Raw genomic sequence first — 17,253 nt, 5'->3', positions numbered from 1 at the left:
GGATACTAGGTTCCCCGGGGCTCAATAGTATGCGATTTCGGAGAGAGTGGGCGAAATCAGTTCGCCCACTCCGAGTGGCGCTTGCGCGGGCGCAGGTGTGGGGCAATCATTGCGAGCAGGGCGCCCAACAGCACGGATAGGGCGCCATACATATACCATTTGTGGCTTTCGCTACCGGATAAGCGCTGGATCTCTGCTTCTGCCATGGTTTTCTCCTGCTTGAGCAACTCGTGCTGGTGCAGGAGCTTCTGGTGACGCTCATTGAGTGCCAGGGCATCTGCCGATAATGCCTTGAGGGTTTTCAGCTCGGCTGCGAGCGTCTGGCTCTGCTGCTGGGCGGACTCCAGGGCGCTGCTCAGCTTGCCGTTTTCTTCCTCTAGGCGGCGAACTTCACCACCGAGGTTGCCTTCCATTTTTTCGAAGCGCTCCAGGTTTGCTACCGCTTCTTCCAACTTGAGTTTCGCGACTGGCTCGGAGACCAGGTATTGGCGCCTCACCCACCCCTCTGTACCGCCCTGGGTGCGCACGCGGGTCCAACCTTCTTGCGGGGCATCTTCGAGGACGCTGAGCTGGGTGCCGCTGGGCAGGCCGCGATGCAGAATGCGGAACCCATTACCTTTGCCGGCGCGCATGGGAACATGTAGCTGGTCGGTGATATAGCGGGTTTCGGCGGCCGCAGTTGCTGGAACTGCGTTGAGCAGTGTGGCGGCGATCAGGCCGCACAGTAATTTCTTCATTGCGATACAGCTTGTGCTTGTTGTTATTAGGGCAGAACTAATTTGAATGGCTTAACGGCAACTGAGGCGTAGACTCCAGCAGCCACATAGGGATCGCCGTCGGCCCAGGCCTGAGCCTCCTCAAGCGAGGGAAATTCGGCAATCACTAAGCTGCCGCTAAAGCCGGCTTCACCGGGTTCCTCGCTATCAACGGCGGGATGCGGTCCTGCAACCAGCAGGCGCCCCTCGTCTTTAAGACGGTTGAGTCGGGCTAAATGGTCGGGGCGCGCTTTTTTGCGCAAAGGGAGACTATCGCTAACATCTTCACTGATGATTGCGTACCACATTGTGAATTTTGCTCTTGTTAGTTGATTAGAAAACTTTTGTTTTTTGTTATTGGGCAACCATGACTTCTTCCAGCTTCAGCCCGGTTAGCTTGCCGATGCGGGAAAACAGGAAGAAGAGCACCAGCATTAAAATAATGGTGGCTGGCAGGGCGATCACCGGGTAGCTGAGTGCTGTCATTTTACCCAGCTCCTCATTGAAAGCCTCTGTACCCGGAGGGCTCTGTAAAATAATTTTTGCCAGTACGTAGTTGAGCACTGAGGATAGGAAAAAAGAGGCGGCGATCATCCAGGAGGCCTGCTGCAGAGTGCGGTCGAAGGCACCCTGGTTGCCTTTACTGGCGAGGCTCTGTGCAATTTTACCGGTATCCAGAATCTGGTCGTTGTATAGCAGGGTCTTAACCAGTGGCCAGCGGGTGTAGAGGGAGGCGACGGTGGCGATACCCAGAAGGCCCGGAATGGCGGCTTCTTTAATGGCAATATACTGCGGGTCCAGTTCCAGCAGGCTGATGCCACCGGTAAGCATGATACTGATAATGCCCAGGGCGGAGAAGAAGTTGACCTTGCCGGAGCGAATGAGGTCGCGCAGTCCGTAGCCGAGAGGGAAAGCCAGTGCGACCACTAGTGCCCATTTGGTGCCAAGCCAATCGTCTCCTGAAAGTTTGGTCAGCACCAGGGTGGGGATAATGATATTCAGAAGCAGGTTGCCGAGCAGGCCCTCTTTCTTCTTGGGCTTTTGCTGGGATACTGGGGTGGTCGAATTCGTTTCGCTCATACTCAATTCCGGTGATAATGCCCGCGGGAAGTTAGTTGAGAAGTCACATTACAGTGGCCTTCCAGGAAAACGCTTCCCCACTGACAATACTGCTGTCAGACTCCGGTTCCTCGTGGCCGCCAAGGGTGACCTGTGGTCCGGGCCCTATCCCTGAAAACACCGGTTGCGGCTAAGACAGCCCCACCGGGTTATCGTTCCAAATAATAGATACTGCGACTTTTAACCCCCAGAGAGAGTGGAGCCTGCTGTTGAGTTTCCTGCCAGAAGATCTAAATACAGACCTTGTAGACCTTCACTGTCACAGTACCGCTTCCGACGGTATTTTAAGTCCTACTGAGCTGGTGTCGAGGGCGAATTCCCAGGGTGTGACTCTGATGGCACTCACCGACCACGATACGGTGGACGGTGTGGCTGAGGCACAGGCTGCAGGTGACCAGTTAGGCATCACCGTGGCGACGGGGATCGAATTCTCCAGTCTTTGGGGGCGGCGCTCTGTTCATATTGTTGGTCTCAATATTGATCCGGCATCTGCATGCTTGCGAAAGGCAATCGCTCTGCGTGAGGAGTTGCGCGAGGAGCGCGCCGAGCGGATTGCCGAGCGCTTACATAAGCGGGGCTTCGAGGGAGCCTTAAAGGGGGGGCGAGCTATTGCTGGAGATTCCGTGCTGGGGCGGCCGCATTTTGCCCGCTGGCTGGTGGAAGCCGGGCACGTTGAGGACACTGCGCGGGCGTTCAAACGTTATTTGGGTGCCGGCAAGATCGGCGATGTACGCGTGGAGTGGCCACAATTGCGGGAGACTGTAGAAACCATTCAGTCTGCTGGTGGCACAGCTGTGCTGGCGCACCCGCTCAAGTACGGCCTGACACGCACCCAATTGCTGCGACTTCTAACAGAGTTTCACCACAGTGGCGGCAATGCTGTAGAACTGCTCTGTGGCCGGCAGAATCCCACCCAGACCAGGGAGCTACGCAGTTTGATGGCGCTGGCTGTTGGCGATTCCAACGATGCCCCAATGCACAGCTCTTTGGGGAGTGACTTTCACCAGCCGGAGCAACCCTGGAGGGAGCTCGGCTGTGTGCGTTTGCCTGAAGGCGTCGAGCCCGTGTGGAATCTGTGGCACACTCTGCACCGGGATCGACCGGGGGAAGCGATATCTGCCTGATGGTGTGGCGTTCCATGCCGCGTGAGATGGGGGAGTGGATATTGGTCGACTCCAAATCCCCGACGGGTATCTGAGCCCGTCGCAAGAGGTTTCAATTGATTAAAGCTTGGGGGCTTTGTGGCGCAGTTCTTTCAAATTCATCCGGACAATCCTCAAGGGCGCCTGATCGGTCAGGCTGCGGATATAGTGACCAGTGGTGGAGTGATTGTTTATCCCACCGATTCCGCCTACGCAATTGGTTGCCGGCTTGGGGAAAAACTGGCGGTTGAGCGTATTCGCGCCCTGCGCCAGCTGGATAAAAATCACAACTTTACCCTGATGTGTCGTGATCTTTCCGAGTTGGCCACTTATGCCAAAGTGGATAATCAGATGTTCCGCCTGCTGAAAAACCACACTCCGGGTTCCTATACCTTTATTATGCCGGCCACCGCCGAGGTGCCGCGCCGCCTGATCCACCCTAAACGTAAAACAATCGGCATTCGTGTGCCCGATAACCCCATCGCCCTGGCATTAATTGAGGCGGTAGGTGAACCGCTGATGAGCTGCAGCCTAATTATGCCGGGTGACGAACAGCCATTGACTGATCCCTATGATATTCGCGATACCCTCGAGCATCAGGTGGAACTGGTGATCGACGGTGGTTTTTGTGGATTGGAAGCGACCACGGTGATCGACCTTACTGGCGATGAGCCTAAGCTGATTCGTCAGGGCTGCGGTGTCGCTGATGAAATACTGGGCTGATTGGCGCCGCGCTGGTGTATAATCGGCCGTTTGCGATTTTGAGGGTGGGGCAGGGTGTCCAGTGAAGAACTACTAGCCGAGGTGGAGGAGCAGGTACTCGCCGATGTTGCGGCTGCCGAAACCGACGCGTCTGCTGATCTACCCTCGGAAAGCCCGAATACCCACGAGAGTGAGGAGGGCAAGGGTCCTCTCGCGCTCGTATTGGGGGAAGCCTTTACCGACCTTCCACCGGACCTTTTTATTCCACCGGATGCACTGGAAGTCATCCTGGAGGCCTTCGAGGGCCCCCTGGATCTGCTGCTATATCTGATCCGCCGCCAGAATCTGGATATTCTGGAAATTAACGTCTCCGACATCACCCGCCAATATATGGCCTATGTGGATATGATGACGTCGATGCGTTTTGAGCTGGCGGCGGAGTATCTGGTGATGGCGGCAATGCTTGCCGAGATCAAGTCGCGCATGCTGTTGCCGCGTCCACCGGCAGCGGAAGAGGAGGAGGGCGAGGACCCGCGCGCTGCACTGATTCGTCGCCTGCAGGAATACGAGCGCTTCAAATCTGCCGCCGAGGATCTGGATGAGATCCCGCGCATGGGCCGCGATATCCATCAGGCCAGTGCCGAGGGACCGGATCGCAATATTACCCGGCCCGACCCAGAAGTGGATCTCAAGGAAGTGTTGGTGGCGTTAGCGGATGTCTTGCGCCGCGCCGACATGTTTGAGAGCCACCAGGTAGAGCGGGAAAGGCTCTCCACTCGCGAGCGTATGACCCAGGTACTCGACCAGATTCGCCACGGGCAGTTTGTGCCCTTCGTGAGTCTCTTTACTGCGGAAGAGGGGCGCCTCGGCGTAGTGGTGACTTTCCTCGCCGTGATGGAACTGGTTAAGGAGTCTCTGGTGGAACTGGTACAAAATGAGGCCTTTGGTCCCATTCATGTGCGCGCAGCCAGCCACAATCACGAAGCTGGCGATGATGAGTTCAACGAAAGTGAGCGTGACTTCGATACTGGAGAATCGGAGGAGATACCTCGTTTATCCGGTGATGAGGGCACTTTGAACAGTGATTTAACCGATGGCGATTTGGCCGACGGTGATCTGACCGATAAAGAGCCGCTCGCTGCGGGGCAGGTGGAGCCCAGAGAAGAAGAGTTGGAAACAATAAAATGACAATCGCTCCGGAGTTACTGCGCAGAATCCTAGAGGGTGCCCTGTTAGCCTCGGCACAGCCCCTCAGTGAGGAAAAGTTGCTGTCCCTGATGGATGAGGAGGAGCGCCCCTCCGCCACAACCCTGCGGGATCTGCTCAGTGAGATTGCTGAAAGTTGTGCCGGGCGCGGCTTTGAGCTGAAAAAAGTGGCCAGCGGCTGGCGCTTTCAGGTGCCGGAAGATCTGGCCCCCTGGGTGAACCGGTTATGGGAAGAGAAAGCTCAGAGGTATTCTCGCGCCACTCTGGAGACATTGGCGATTATCGCCTATCGCCAACCGGTCACCCGTGGTGATATTGAGGAAATCCGCGGGGTTGCGGTCAGCTCCCAGATTGTGAGGACACTGTTGGATAGAGGCTGGATCAAGGTGGTTGGCCACCGCGATGTGCCTGGCAAACCCTCACTCTATGCAACCACCAGGGATTTTCTCGATTATTTCAATTTGTCCTCTCTGGATGATCTGCCCACTCTGGCTGAGATCCGCGATATCGAGAGTTTGAATAAGATACTCGAATCTGAGGGGTTGCCTCCCGAGGAAATCGCTGCCGCACTCGCCGCCGAGGGAGAGGAGCTTACAGAGGGCGAGCAGGCGAGTGTGGAAACGGAAGAGGAGGCCGGCGCAATCGAAGATGAAGAGCGCCAAGGGTCTGATGAATTTCAAGAGGATGTCGATGCAGCGGAGGATGCCCGAGTCGCGGCAGCGCTTGAGGAAATCGCAGCGGAGGCTGATATTCAACTAGGGGCCGATGCAGAGCTGCCTGAGAAAGAGGCAGAAACTGCCGAAAGCGAAGAGTCGGCGGTCGCTGAGTTGCCCGAAGCGGTGCAAGAAGAGATCAGGGAAGAGGCGCCGGAAGATGAGTGGGGGTTGGTGCAGGCACAGCCTGAGAGCCCAGAGGTTTCTGAGCCTTTGAGTACCACCGAGGAGGAACCAACTCCTAAAGAAGAACATGAAAGCGAAATTGAACAGGGCGTCGAATACGGGGAGCCACAAGCCCCTATTGCGGCAACACTGCCGAAGAGCAGCCTGTTTGGTGATATCGATACTGAGGCTGCCGCCGATCAAGAGGAGCGGGGAAGCAGTGATGTCGATGAAGATTCCCAAGATGTAGTGCAAGCGGAAAACACCACCCCATGAGTGATGGCACCTCGCCAGCAGGCGAAAAATTGCAAAAAGTATTAGCGCGCAGCGGCCTCGGGTCGCGGCGCGAAATGGAGCGCGCGATCGATGCGGGTCGCGTGACGGTCAACGGAAAAGTAGCGGAACTCGGCGAGCGTGTTACCGGCGAAGATCATATCGAATTTGATGGCCAGGGTTTGCCCTCCAGTGCGGAAAACCGCTGCCGGGTAATTCTGTACAACAAGCCTGTCGGAGAGATTTGCTCACGCCACGATCCGGAAGGGCGCCCCACGGTTTACGATCGACTGCCCCGACTGAAAACTGGCCGCTGGATTTCCGTGGGCCGCCTGGATTTCAACACCAGTGGTCTGCTGCTGTTTACCAATAGCGGTGAGCTGGCCAACAAATTGATGCACCCGTCGTCGGTGATCGATCGTGAATACCTTGTACGCATCCAGGGGGATGTGGACGAGGAGATGAAGCGACGTTTGCTGAAAGGCGTGCTACTGGACGACGGCTCCGCGCGCTTTACCGATATCGTCGAGAGTGGCGGTGAGGGCAAAAATCGCTGGTTTTACTGTGTGGTGATGGAGGGGCGCAACCGCGAGGTACGTCGCCTGTGGGAATCCCAGGGCGTTCGTGTAAGCCGCCTAAAGCGGGTGCGCTACGGCAGTGTATTTATTCCCTCCCATGTGCGCGTGGGCCAATGGATCGAGATGGAGCCCAGGGAAATTGATGACCTGTGTATCACCGCCGGCCTGCCCAAGCTGGGGCAGCGTCCGCTGACCCAGGGGGAAAAGCAGACCCTGGAACGCCAGCGGCGCAAGTTGCGCAAGTCTCCGGTACCGGCGCAGCGGCGCAATAAGTCCTGAGATTTTTTAGCGTTTTTCATAGAAAAAGCCCGCCTTGAGCGGGCTTTTTTTGTAGCTGGCTAAACATCTTGGCCTATGGCTGATTTTCCTTTTGTTGCTCCTTTTGATCTTCATTTTCTGGAGTTTCCCCGGCCTCTTCCTGCTGCTGGTTCTGCATCTCCGACTGTACTCCTTGGGGGCCTCCGCCCATGGCATCGTCCACATCGGAGGGGATATCGGATACCGAATTACTGGTATCGCTATTTCCCCCTTCTTCGGCTCCCTCAGTCTTGGCGCTGGACTCCATCAGCTGTTTGAGTTTTGCCAGTCCCTGCTCATAGGACTCGCCCACCATTTTCTTTATGGCCAGTCCCATCCAGCGCTCCCTGGGTCCACCCCCTGTGTCGGTGTTAAAGCTCCAGACAACCTGGGTTCCGCCGTTTTTAGGGAGCAACTTGAACTCGGCTGTGGCTTCACTACCATCGCCGAAATTCAGTTTGTTGAGCACTATTGAGTTTGGTGTGCTGGCGGTGATCGTCTGGGTTCCTCCGCCCTCGTTGGAGTTTTCCCCGCGCCAGCTCATGGTTGCGCCGACCCCCGTCTCTGGACCGCTGTATTGGTACTCCATGGCAGGGTCGATATGTCTCCAGGGAGACCAGCTGTTGAACTTGCGATAGTTATTGACGTAGGGGAATACGTCCTGGGGCGGTCTGTCGATATAGACACTGCGCTCCAGTGAGACTTCGCGGGGAAACAGATAACCGGCCAGGAACAGCAGTATCAGGAATACCAGGATATAGAGTATCCAGCGCATAGCGGGGCCCTTTGCAAATTTCGGGGCCTAAAACCCCGACCGCCGGCGAATTACCGACGCCAGTCAAGGTTATAGCAGTTTCTCTGCGGTTTAATCGTCGCTGAGGTGGATAAGCGGCAGCTTGATTTCGACGCAGAGGCCGGCACCGGCATAGTTGCGCGCAGTAATGCTGCCACCGTGATGCAATATCGTGCGCTGTGCGATAGCCAGCCCCAGACCAAAGCCGCCACTCTCGCGGGTGCGGGCGCTGTCTGTGCGGTAGAAGGGGCGGAATATCGCCTCCAGATCGGTTTCGTCCACCCCGGAGCCAGAGTCGATCACGGAAATGCTGCAGCTATCGGCGGACTCCTGTACCAGTACTCGAACCAGTCCATGGCTGGGGCTGTATTTGATGGCGTTGCGCAGGATATTTTCCAGTGCTGCGGTCAGGGAGCTGCCGCGAGTAGCGACTAAAAGCTCTTCGCCATTGGCACTCATGTCAAAGCCGAGGTGTTTTTCCGCCGCTTCGATATGCAGGTCTTCAATTAGGGCTGAGAGGAGGCTGTTGAGTTCGACTACATCATCCAGTGGGCGCTGCTCCTGATTGCTGACCGGCAGGGAGAGAACGTCGGCAATAATGTCTTCGAGATAGTCCGCCGCTTTGCCGATCTTATCGAGCTCAGTATCGAGCCCCGCCACCTGCTTCTGGCGAGCGATGGCCAGGGCCACTTGCAGTCGCGCCAGGGGGGAGCGCAACTCGTGGGAGACGTCTTTGATCAGGCGACGCTGCTCTGACATGGACTCCTGTAGCTGAGCGGTCATGGAATCGAAGTCCAGCGCCAGGTCGGTCAGCTCATCGTTGCGGCTGTGTAGGCTGGGAGCGACCCGATAATCCAATTCACCGGCGGCAACCCGTTTGGTGGCGGCGCGTAGCTGCTCCAGGGGGCGGCTCAGGTAGGTGGCCAGCCAATAGCAGGCGATACCGGAGGCGATCATGGAGAGCAGCAACATAGGCCAGAAGTTGCGCCACAGGAATCGCAGCAATAGTCCCTCTTTGCTATCCCCGGCAACTAGGGCGATGCGCAATGGGTCACCAGTGCGCAGTGGCAGGAAAAAGCCGACGGTGGGTTTGTTGTCCACCAGCATATGGGCCTCGCGATTGCGGTAGTCGAGGCTGTTAATCAGCGGTGCCATACTCTGTGGCACCGGCCGCCCCAACAAGTCATTGCCCTCGCTGTCCACCGCGTAGACTCGCCGTTTGACTTTCTTGGGCGCGCGTTCCAGCCAGTGCTGAAACTGCTCGGGTCCGTGGCGGCGGGCGATACGCATGTTGCGCATCACCTCTCGAAACAGTGCGGGGCCTTCCCAGCGCTCCTCCTGGCGGGGGTCGCCAAACTCGCCAAAGTGGGTAATGTAAATGGCGGCAACCACCATCACCATGGCGGTGATCCATGCGCCAAAAAACATTTTCCAGAAGAGGCTGCGCATTTTGATACTACCTATTGCTTGGCCTGGGTGAGCATGTAACCGGCGCCGCGGATATTGATGATCAGATCGCGGCTGGCGCCTTTATCCGCGAGTTTCTTGCGAATGTTGCTGACGTGCACATCGATGGAGCGGTCGTAGGGCATCAGCTTGCGCCCCAGGGCACTTTCGGTGAGCACCTCTTTACTCACTACATCCCCGGCGCTTTGGACAAGCACCTTGAGTACGGAAAATTCGGCGCCGGTCAGGGACAGGGCCTGGTCGCCCCAATAGGCCTGATGCTCGGCTGGCAGCAGGCGCAATTGACCGCTGTTGAGGCTGTCGTCATTGTCCTCTACTTCGACCCGACCGCGACGCAGGATAGCCCGCAGGCGCGCCGCCAGCTCACGGGGATTACAGGGCTTGGGTAGATAGTCATCGGCGCCCATCTCCAGGCCCACGATTCTATCCACGGTATCTCCCTTGGCGGTAAGCATAATAACCGGCAGGGAGCGGCTGGTGGGCGAAGCCTTCTCTCGCAGCTTGCGCAGTACGTCAAAGCCGTTGTGTATCGGCAGCATCACGTCTAATACCAGGGCATCAAAGTGTTGACTCTGGGCCAATTCCAGTCCGCGGCCGCCATCATTGGCGGCGGTTACATTGAACCCCTCCCCGGTAAGGTACTCACTCAGCAGATCGGTTAATTCTGTGTCGTCGTCGATAAGAAGGATGCGGCTCATGGCGTTCTCTCAATTGCTGTGGGGCCATTATATGCAAAGCACTGGCGCTAGTTATCGCCGCTTATCCGGCTTTTTACCGTTCTTAACAAATGTTTACCGCAGTTTGCCCCTGTTTACACAGGCCCGACTTACTATGAAATCACTGAATACAAACGTGAGGACGGAGTGATGAAAAACTGGAAACTGATGCTGAGTAGTCTGGCTCTGGCCGGCGTAATGGCGGCCCCTGCAGCTACTATGGCGTTTGGCGCAGAGGAGGGCCATCACAAGCGCGGATTTGAGCATATGGCGCGTAAGCTGGAGCTGACCGAGGGCCAGAAAGCCCAGTTAAAGGCTAACAGAGATAGCAACAGTGAAAGCAGGAATGCCCAGCGCCAGCAGTTACAAGAGCTGCGCAAGCAAATTCATACCGCCCTGGAGAGCGGAGCTGACCAGGCCACCCTGGACCAGCTCGGGACCGAATTGGGTAAGTTACAGGTTCAAAAAATGCAAAACCACTTCCAAATGCGCCAGCAGTTCGAAGCGATCCTCACCGATGAGCAAAAAGCCAAATTTGAAGAGTTGAAAGAGCAGCGCAAAGAGCGCCGTGTAAAGTGGCGTGAGGAACGCCTTGAGCGCCGCACCACAGAAAGCTGATCTTCCCCAAATCGCAGACTCCTTGTGCGATCCGCCGGGCGCACCCTTCCCCAGAGGCCCGGTCGGTTCATAACCCTTTGCCCCCACAATTATGGGGGCTTTTTTGTACCGAGGCACAGCCTTGGTCAGCTTGCCGTGCCCCGCCTTTGCTGGGAGAATACGCCGCCCCGCCAATAAGTATCTAGTGTGGCCCGGTTTGGGCGAAGAGGAATGACTGTGAGCAAAATCGGCTTGTTTTATGGCAGCGACGAAGGCAATACCGAATCTATAGCCCTGCGCATCCGCGCCCGCCTGGGAGAGGAGCGGGTAGACCTGTTTGATATTGCCGATATTACCCAATTGGAGATTGCCAACTACGAGCAGCTGATTTTCGGTATTCCTACCTGGGACTTCGGTCAGATTCAATCCGACTGGGAAGAGTTCTGGGAGGATGTGCAGGAAATAGACTTCAGTGGCAAGACGGTGGCCCTGTTTGGCCTGGGCGATCAGTTCGGTTACGGCGATTACTTCCTGGATGCGATGGGCATGCTACATGATGTGATTGTCGGTCGAGGGGCGGCCATCGTCGGCTTGTGGTCGACAGAGGGCTATGAATTTGAGGCCTCCAAGGCGGAAATTGAAGGCGAAGACAAATTTATGGGCCTCGCTATTGATGAAGACCAGCAGGAAGAGCTGACTGCCGAACGCCTCAATCTCTGGTGCAAGCAAATAGCTGACGAGTTTAACCTTGATGGCGGTGCCGCCAGTGTTGTCGAGCTGGATGACTAAACCTTCATGCCACAGACGATCCCCTTTAAAGAATTCTGGCCCTGGCTGACTGAACACCCCAATTGCATTCTCCGTGCCGGTACCCCGGAGAGCGTCGTTTATGATGATGATGACTATTACTGGCGTTTTGCTGAGGAAGATACTCGGACACTACTGGTGCAGGTGATGCGCGGCAAACGCCCGGTAGCGGAGTTCTTTATTGAGCCCTCACATATTGCGTCTGTACAAGTGGGTCCAGGGGAAAGGGGGGAGTATAACTTCGACCTGATGACCGAAATCCATGGGCAGCTGCAGGTTATTTATTATTTTGTGCTGTCTCATGGTTTTGAGGAACAGGTTAGCCCAGACGAGGAGCCCCCTCAGGCCTCAGGTCACCTTCATTAAATGCTTTGCCACTCGCTTGTGAGTCGGCGATACCAGTCGATAATTCGACTGGTATCGAAAAGACTGATGTTAATTTGTTACTGTTTCTCAGTCAGCTGTTTTTCTACTGATCCAACACCGATGTGCTTATCAAGAAAAGCTAGCAGTTCGGTATAAAGCTTCATATTGTTTTCCTCGCTATAAAATCCGTGCCCTTCATTGGCAACAATAAGGCTTTTTGCTGGTTTCCCTTCTTTCTCAAGTTTTTCCAATAGCTCCTCGGCATGCTCAACGGGCACTCGCTCATCTTTCTCACCGTGAATAATAAATAAGGGAATATTGAGTTTATCGGTGTTGTAGATTGGGGAGTTTTCCTTAAGGAAGTCCTTATCTTTACTCAGCTCCCTTTTAAGGTAGGCCAGTCCCCTTTCGCGGCGCCTGATGTCCCCCTTCTTGTACATCATCTCCAGATCATAAACACCTACATAGCCGGCGGCACACTTATACAAGTCTGGGTATCTGATGGGATTCATTAGGGCTGAGTAGCCCCCGAAGCTGGCACCGTAAATACAGATTCGCTGAGGATCAGCATATCCTTTGCCTACAGCCCAGTTAACTGCATCCGCGATATCACTTTGGATTTTTCCTCCCCACTCGAGCCTGCCGGCTTTATAAAAGTGATCGCCATAGCCTGTGGAGCCACGAAAGTTTACCTGAAGAACCAAGTAACCATTTTGGGATAGGATTTGTGCTTCTTGGTCGTATCCCCAGTAGTCACGGGCATGGGGGCCTCCATGGGGCAAAACGACCATGGGGTGATGCTCCTTGGAGGTCTGCGGGAATGTGAGGTATACCCCAACCCGTAAACCATCTTTAGTTGTGAAGGCATCGGCTTGCATTGGTTTGAGTTGATCAGGGTTTAGCCAGCTCGCAGATGAGATAAGAAAATCCACGCTTTTGGAACGCATATTCACCAGGAAGTAATCACTGGGTAAGCGGTCTCCATGTACTTTCAGTACTCCCAGGCTTCCATCGGTGGTGAAACTAGTAAAGGAAATGTGATAGCCCTCAAAGGCTTTTTTTAGTCCGCGAAAAAAAGCTGCGAAGCCTTCGCCTTCGTGGAAGAAGTGCTCTTCTGGGTAATCGGGGTGCAAATAGATACCCAGAGGTTTGTAGTTACCAGGCGCATAAATTATGCCATGTATATCAGAAGTTTCATGTTGGTAGACTACGGAAAATATGTCAGACTCAGGCTTTAGTTTGATGAGTTTCTCTGTTTGAGATTTTTCAAGGAGAGCTAAGAAGGATTCACCAGTTGTATAATCAAAACCGATTGGAGTGGCGGTATCTAATAAGGGGTCGCTAACTCTTTTCCACTTATTTTTTGTTCTGGTGTATAGCTGATTTTCTCCATCTTCATCAACTCCGTCAGCAAAAAGGAGATTTCCTTTTTGATCGGTATATGCCCTGCCCCAGGCCTGAGGTAGTCGAGAAATACGTTTTCTCACACCGTTATAGATATTTAATCTCAATACTTCGCCAATGGACTCTTGGTTGTTTGCCCAGGGGTGTGTAGAAACTAGGATTTCTTTTTCTTCTTTGAGTAGCGGATCAATTAAGGTGGCATGGGCGTAGGTAGCTTCAGCTTTTTTTAGACGAGAGCCCACTTGGCGTTCGCCCGCTAAGTGGCCAAAAATATTTTTACCCTTTGAACCGTCATAATTGATGGCAAATAGGGAGCCGTAAAATACAGGCGCCTCAAGAGCAGCTTTCCGAGAAACCACTTCTGCTACTACGCGTTCATCATTAGCCCAATAAAAGTTGCCGACTTCCTCCTTGCCTCTAAAGCGAAGAGTACCGGTAATTTTGAGGGGGTTAATGGACATAAAAACAAGTACTCTCTCCCCTTTATATAACTGTTTAACTGCTAAGTGAGTACCTGTGGGAGAAATTTTCACTTCTTGTATATCTGCATGCCGTACCAAATCGGATAGGGTAACTTGTTCGCAAATGGTGAGGGTGGGCCAAAGGAGAAAAAGACAAAACAGTTTGCGCATTTGTAAGTTCCTTGTCGTTTTATATTTTTATTATGAGTGACAAGGGGTATTGGTTAAATAGCAAAGGTAAAGCCTTGAGGCTTTCCCTTCGCTAAAATGTCATGATAGTTAAATTATTTACTTGCTAGGTCTTCGCTATCCCGACTTGGCTTATGCTGATCAAACCAGTACAAAATAGAAGCCACTTTCGCAACCATCTGGCTGGGCCTCGCGGCAATACTGTGAGAGGCGCCTGGAATTCGTACCATTGCAGCTTCCACATCGTTTAACTTCAGTGCCTGGTAAAACTGCTCTGTTTCAGACATGGGTGTGCGGTAGTCCTCCTCTCCGGTAAGCAGCATAGTTGGCGTAGTGACATTGCCCACATAAGTCAGCGGTGAGCGGCGGCGATATTCCTCAGGTTTTTCCCAGGGCATGCCTGAGAACCAGTATTTGGTAAAGAACCTGGAGTAGTCAGCAGTCAAGACGAAACTCTCCCAATTGATTACCGGCTTAGCAACTACTGCTGCGCGAAATCGATCGGTTTTTCCGATGATCCAGGCCGTTAGGGTGCCGCCTCCGCTGCCGCCGGTAACGAATAATTGCTCCTCATCGATATAACCCTGATCAATTACTGCATCGACGCCGGCCATTAAATCGTCGTAATCCTGGCTCGGGTAATTGTGGTGAATCAGGTTGGCAAATTCATGCCCGTAGCTGGTAGAGCCCCGTGGGTTTGTGTAGAGAACTACATAGCCGGCGGCAGCAAAAAGTTGCACCTCGGCGGCAAACCGGGGGCCATAGTTAGAGAAGGGTCCGCCGTGAATTTCCAATAGCAGGGGATATTTTTTCTTCGGGTCGAAGTTAGGCGGGTAGGCGACCCAACCCTGTATATCGCGCCCATCGAAGCTGGACTTGTAATTGATCTCCTCCACGTGGGCCATATTGCGCAGCGGCACCACATCGTTATTGAGGCTGGTCAGCGCCTTTACTTTGCCGTTGTGGGCTAAAGCCAGCTCTGCCGGATGCTGCGGATTGGTTTGCGTGTAAGCAATAGCTCCGCGTTTGGATGTGGCAAAGTGAGTGCCCGAGTAGGGTCGCCCCAGCGATAGACCGCCAGCATCACTGGCGACTACAGTGTCGCTGCCACCAATTTTTTTAATGGCAATTTTTGTGGAGCCCTGATCGTCGTAGCTATAAGCGATACGTTTACTGTCGCCTAGCCAGTTGAAGCTGGAGATACTGCGGTCTTTAGCGGTTTGGACTTTGCGAGATTCGCCGCTGTCGAGATCGATGATGCGCAGGCTGTGTTGTTGGTACCCGAGCCGTTGATCCTCGAATCCCAGGTAGGCAAGCTTTTTACCATCGGGGGAAATCTGCGGATGGTGATCGGGCCCGAATCTTTCGGTGATCTGCTCGATGTCGCCATCCTTGAGATTTACTCTATAAATTTCAGAGTTCATCAATTCGATCTCGTGATCGGGGTGACGATTTGCAGAAAAATAAATGGCGTCGTTGTTTTTGCTCCAGGCGAGACTACTGTCGTGATCGAACTCACCGTTGGTAAGCTGACGCGGCGTGCCGCCCTCACGGGGGATGACAAATACCTGGGTGTGCCCCTGCTTGAGGTAACCCATACCGTCCGCTCGATAAATACTACGGTCGATAAACTGGGGCGGCTTTGCCCACTCGGCGCCCTCGGGGGCACCGGGTAGTTCAACAGGCAGAGGTTTGCTCTCGGGCACAAACATGGTGAAGGCAATTTGTTTGCCCTCCCGTGACCACTGAATATTGGAAGGGGATTTTGGCAGGTGGGAGATCTGCAGATTTTGGCCGTTATCGAGCCACAATAGGTGGATCTGGGGGCTGCCGCTGCGGGAACTGATAAAGGCGATTATTTTACCGTCCGGGGATAGGCGCGGAGAATAATCTGAGTAATCTCCTGAGGTCAGTGGACGGTGGTCCTTGCCGTCGGCACTGATGCGCCATAGGTTTGCCCGCTTGTTGTCCGCCATTTTGTTCATGGAGTTGCGGACGTAGTAAATACTTTTTCCGTCGTTGCTGAACTGAGGATCGCTGGCATACTCGAGATTGAATACATCCTCATAGCTGAAGTTAGTGGGTTGCTCTTCAGCGAGGGCAGGACTGGCGATTAATATCGCCGCGGCTATTTTCAATAGTCTGTTCATTATCTGCGGGCTCCTCCATTTTGTTATCGGAAGGAGCATACCGCAGAGGCAGTTGGTTAGGAGGCGAATAAGCCGATCCGTGTATTTAGTGGGATAGTCCGTGCAATTAATAAATAATTATCGTCTGGGGCAGTTAGCTCAGGTTAGAAGCTCCCTAAGTACTTCCCGATAGATTTCCTTAAGTATATCCAAATCGTCGGCTTTGACTCTCTCATCAACTTTGTGAATAGTGGCATTGACCGGCCCCAGTTCCACTACTTGCGCTCCTGTTGGAGCGATAAAGCGGCCATCGGAAGTGCCCCCGGCAGTCGATAATTCTGTTTCCTTTCCTGTGATTTTTTGAATCGCTTGCTCTACAGCGTGGACCAGTGGGCCCTCGGCAGTGAGGAAGGGGTGCCCGGACAAATTAAAGTTCGCTTCATATTTCAGTTTGTGCTTATCCAGGATTGCTCGGGCACGGGTCTCCAATTCTTCGGCGGTGGATTCCGTAGAAAAGCGCCAGTTACAGAGCAGATCCACTTCACCGGGAATCACATTGGTAGCTCCTGTACCTCCGTTGATGTTGGAAACCTGGAAGCTGGTGGCGGGGAAAAATTGGTTGCCCTGATCCCACTCTTCTGCTGCCAGTTCAGCGAGTGCTGGGGCCAAATTGTGAATTGGGTTTTCCGCCAGATGTGGATAGGCCACATGTCCCTGAACACCGAAGACTTTTAACTCAAGGCCCAATGAGCCGCGTCTTCCGTTTTTAATAATATCGCCGACGCGCTCGCTGCTGGAGGGCTCACCGACAATACTGCAGTCTATTTTTTCGCCCTGCTCCTCGAGCCACTCAACGACTTTGACTGTGCCGTTGATTGCCGGCCCCTCCTCGTCGCTGGTGATCAAAAAGGCGATGCGACCGCTGTGATCGGGGTGCTGGTGGATAAACTCCTCGCAGGCCACCACCATTGCTGCCAGTGAACCCTTCATGTCGGCCCCACCGCGACCATACAAAAAGCCATCGCGGATTTGTGGCTCGAAGGGCGGGCTGCTCCAGTTTTCCTCCGGCCCGCTCGGCACGACATCCGTGTGACCGGCAAAGGCAAGCAGAGGGCCTTTGCTTTGCCCGTTGCGCACCGCCCAAAAATTATCGGTATCGCCACGTCGCAGCTTTGTCACCTTGAACCCAACTTTTTCCAGTCGCTCAATCATCTGATCCATACAGCCTGCATCTTCGGGGGTTACGGAGCGACGGCGGATAAGGTCAAAGGCCAGTTGCAGTGTGGGGGTCACGGAATAATCCTTTTAGTTGATGAGGTGCGCTGTTATTAGAATTTATGCAGATGGAGAGCGGGCGGGGCCGGGGCCCCGCAG

16 protein-coding genes and 1 pseudogene are annotated in these 17,253 nt (G+C 54.3%); 8 read left to right on the top strand and 9 right to left on the bottom strand.

Annotated elements, in window-relative coordinates; genetic code table 11:
• Nucleotides 1-56: 56 nt before the first annotated feature.
• Genes ACXAFI_RS12960 through ACXAFI_RS12950 form a run of 3 tightly spaced genes read right to left on the bottom strand, consistent with a single transcriptional unit; the run spans nucleotide 57 to nucleotide 1,835 of the window.
• A complete protein-coding gene (locus ACXAFI_RS12960; protein ID WP_475109141.1) occupies nucleotides 57-737 on the bottom strand; it encodes a TIGR04211 family SH3 domain-containing protein in 681 nt (226 codons plus the stop codon).
• 26 nt (nucleotides 738-763) lie between these two features.
• Complete coding sequence (locus tag ACXAFI_RS12955; RefSeq protein ID WP_152452435.1) at nucleotides 764-1,063, bottom strand: YciI family protein; 300 nt, start codon at nucleotides 1,061-1,063, stop codon at nucleotides 764-766.
• 46 nt (nucleotides 1,064-1,109) lie between these two features.
• Complete coding sequence (locus ACXAFI_RS12950; protein ID WP_475109140.1) at nucleotides 1,110-1,835, bottom strand: VC0807 family protein; 726 nt, start codon at nucleotides 1,833-1,835, stop codon at nucleotides 1,110-1,112.
• A gap of 248 nt (nucleotides 1,836-2,083) precedes the next feature.
• On the opposite strand from ACXAFI_RS12950, the gene ACXAFI_RS12945 reads away from it, so the two are divergent.
• The 5 genes and pseudogenes from ACXAFI_RS12945 to rluB all read left to right on the top strand — a co-directional run bounded on the left by ACXAFI_RS12945 (nucleotide 2,084) and on the right by rluB (nucleotide 6,932).
• Nucleotides 2,084-2,998 carry a PHP domain-containing protein gene (locus ACXAFI_RS12945; protein ID WP_475109139.1) on the top strand — a complete coding sequence of 305 codons (915 nt, stop codon included), beginning with the start codon at nucleotides 2,084-2,086 and terminating at the stop codon, nucleotides 2,996-2,998.
• 117 nt (nucleotides 2,999-3,115) lie between these two features.
• On the top strand, nucleotides 3,116-3,739 hold the full coding sequence (locus tag ACXAFI_RS12940) for an L-threonylcarbamoyladenylate synthase (RefSeq protein WP_475109138.1): 624 nt from the start codon (nucleotides 3,116-3,118) through the stop codon (nucleotides 3,737-3,739).
• Nucleotides 3,740-3,793: 54 nt separating this feature from the next.
• Nucleotides 3,794-4,690 (top strand): annotated as a pseudogene (locus ACXAFI_RS12935) (segregation and condensation protein A); the annotation flags it as partial.
• Nucleotides 4,691-4,902: 212 nt separating this feature from the next.
• Nucleotides 4,903-6,078 carry an SMC-Scp complex subunit ScpB gene (gene scpB, locus ACXAFI_RS12930; RefSeq protein WP_475109137.1) on the top strand — a complete coding sequence of 392 codons (1,176 nt, stop codon included), beginning with the start codon at nucleotides 4,903-4,905 and terminating at the stop codon, nucleotides 6,076-6,078.
• On the top strand, nucleotides 6,075-6,932 hold the full coding sequence (gene rluB / locus ACXAFI_RS12925) for a 23S rRNA pseudouridine(2605) synthase RluB (RefSeq protein ID WP_152452443.1): 858 nt from the start codon (nucleotides 6,075-6,077) through the stop codon (nucleotides 6,930-6,932). The genes scpB and rluB overlap by 4 nt, the downstream gene beginning before the upstream one ends.
• A gap of 73 nt (nucleotides 6,933-7,005) precedes the next feature.
• On the opposite strand, the gene ACXAFI_RS12920 is transcribed toward rluB, so the two are convergent.
• From ACXAFI_RS12920 to ACXAFI_RS12910, 3 genes are all read right to left on the bottom strand, one after another.
• Nucleotides 7,006-7,725 (bottom strand): SRPBCC family protein, encoded by a 720-nt coding sequence (locus tag ACXAFI_RS12920; RefSeq protein ID WP_475109136.1) that lies wholly within the window; start codon nucleotides 7,723-7,725, stop codon nucleotides 7,006-7,008.
• A gap of 90 nt (nucleotides 7,726-7,815) precedes the next feature.
• Nucleotides 7,816-9,192 (bottom strand): ATP-binding protein, encoded by a 1,377-nt coding sequence (locus tag ACXAFI_RS12915; RefSeq protein ID WP_475109135.1) that lies wholly within the window; start codon nucleotides 9,190-9,192, stop codon nucleotides 7,816-7,818.
• 11 nt (nucleotides 9,193-9,203) lie between these two features.
• Entirely contained in the window at nucleotides 9,204-9,908 is a 705-nt protein-coding gene (locus ACXAFI_RS12910) for a response regulator (RefSeq protein WP_475109134.1), read from the bottom strand.
• A 168-nt stretch (nucleotides 9,909-10,076) separates the two neighbouring features.
• Between ACXAFI_RS12910 and ACXAFI_RS12905 the strand changes: the two genes are divergently transcribed.
• The 3 genes from ACXAFI_RS12905 (at nucleotide 10,077) to ACXAFI_RS12895 (ending at nucleotide 11,696) form a co-directional block, all read left to right on the top strand.
• Nucleotides 10,077-10,544: a Spy/CpxP family protein refolding chaperone gene (locus tag ACXAFI_RS12905; RefSeq protein WP_475109133.1), complete on the top strand. Its 468-nt coding sequence runs from the start codon at nucleotides 10,077-10,079 to the stop codon at nucleotides 10,542-10,544.
• Nucleotides 10,545-10,760: 216 nt separating this feature from the next.
• Nucleotides 10,761-11,312: a flavodoxin gene (locus ACXAFI_RS12900; protein WP_475109824.1), complete on the top strand. Its 552-nt coding sequence runs from the start codon at nucleotides 10,761-10,763 to the stop codon at nucleotides 11,310-11,312.
• A gap of 6 nt (nucleotides 11,313-11,318) precedes the next feature.
• On the top strand, nucleotides 11,319-11,696 hold the full coding sequence (locus ACXAFI_RS12895) for a hypothetical protein (protein WP_475109132.1): 378 nt from the start codon (nucleotides 11,319-11,321) through the stop codon (nucleotides 11,694-11,696).
• A 77-nt stretch (nucleotides 11,697-11,773) separates the two neighbouring features.
• On the opposite strand, the gene ACXAFI_RS12890 is transcribed toward ACXAFI_RS12895, so the two are convergent.
• The 3 genes from ACXAFI_RS12890 to dapE form a co-directional block, all read right to left on the bottom strand.
• On the bottom strand, nucleotides 11,774-13,732 hold the full coding sequence (locus ACXAFI_RS12890) for an alpha/beta hydrolase family protein (RefSeq protein ID WP_475109131.1): 1,959 nt from the start codon (nucleotides 13,730-13,732) through the stop codon (nucleotides 11,774-11,776).
• A gap of 113 nt (nucleotides 13,733-13,845) precedes the next feature.
• Nucleotides 13,846-15,900 (bottom strand): alpha/beta hydrolase family protein, encoded by a 2,055-nt coding sequence (locus ACXAFI_RS12885; RefSeq protein WP_475109130.1) that lies wholly within the window; start codon nucleotides 15,898-15,900, stop codon nucleotides 13,846-13,848.
• A gap of 138 nt (nucleotides 15,901-16,038) precedes the next feature.
• Nucleotides 16,039-17,172, bottom strand: coding sequence for a succinyl-diaminopimelate desuccinylase (gene dapE, locus ACXAFI_RS12880; RefSeq protein WP_475109129.1), 1,134 nt, complete (start codon nucleotides 17,170-17,172; stop codon nucleotides 16,039-16,041).
• Nucleotides 17,173-17,253: the final 81 nt, after the last annotated feature.

This window comes from Microbulbifer sp. ABH2_005 (genome assembly GCF_056160005.1).
Note: the sequence above shows the minus strand (reverse complement) of the source record. Positions and strands in the feature narration are given on the sequence as shown.

Excerpts from the sequence above, each read along its gene's own strand:
- ACXAFI_RS12960 (WP_475109141.1), bottom strand. The coding sequence starts at position 737 with ATGAAGAAATTACTGTGCGGCCTGATCGCCGCCACACTGCTCAACGCA.
- ACXAFI_RS12955 (WP_152452435.1), bottom strand. The coding sequence starts at position 1,063 with ATGTGGTACGCAATCATCAGTGAAGATGTTAGCGATAGTCTCCCTTTG.
- ACXAFI_RS12950 (WP_475109140.1), bottom strand. The coding sequence starts at position 1,835 with ATGAGCGAAACGAATTCGACCACCCCAGTATCCCAGCAAAAGCCCAAG.
- scpB (WP_475109137.1), top strand. The coding sequence starts at position 4,903 with ATGACAATCGCTCCGGAGTTACTGCGCAGAATCCTAGAGGGTGCCCTG.
- rluB (WP_152452443.1), top strand. The coding sequence starts at position 6,075 with ATGAGTGATGGCACCTCGCCAGCAGGCGAAAAATTGCAAAAAGTATTA.
- ACXAFI_RS12920 (WP_475109136.1), bottom strand. The coding sequence starts at position 7,725 with ATGCGCTGGATACTCTATATCCTGGTATTCCTGATACTGCTGTTCCTG.
- ACXAFI_RS12915 (WP_475109135.1), bottom strand. The coding sequence starts at position 9,192 with ATGCGCAGCCTCTTCTGGAAAATGTTTTTTGGCGCATGGATCACCGCC.
- ACXAFI_RS12910 (WP_475109134.1), bottom strand. The coding sequence starts at position 9,908 with ATGAGCCGCATCCTTCTTATCGACGACGACACAGAATTAACCGATCTG.
- ACXAFI_RS12905 (WP_475109133.1), top strand. The coding sequence starts at position 10,077 with ATGAAAAACTGGAAACTGATGCTGAGTAGTCTGGCTCTGGCCGGCGTA.
- ACXAFI_RS12895 (WP_475109132.1), top strand. The coding sequence starts at position 11,319 with ATGCCACAGACGATCCCCTTTAAAGAATTCTGGCCCTGGCTGACTGAA.
- ACXAFI_RS12890 (WP_475109131.1), bottom strand. The coding sequence starts at position 13,732 with ATGCGCAAACTGTTTTGTCTTTTTCTCCTTTGGCCCACCCTCACCATT.
- ACXAFI_RS12885 (WP_475109130.1), bottom strand. The coding sequence starts at position 15,900 with ATGAACAGACTATTGAAAATAGCCGCGGCGATATTAATCGCCAGTCCT.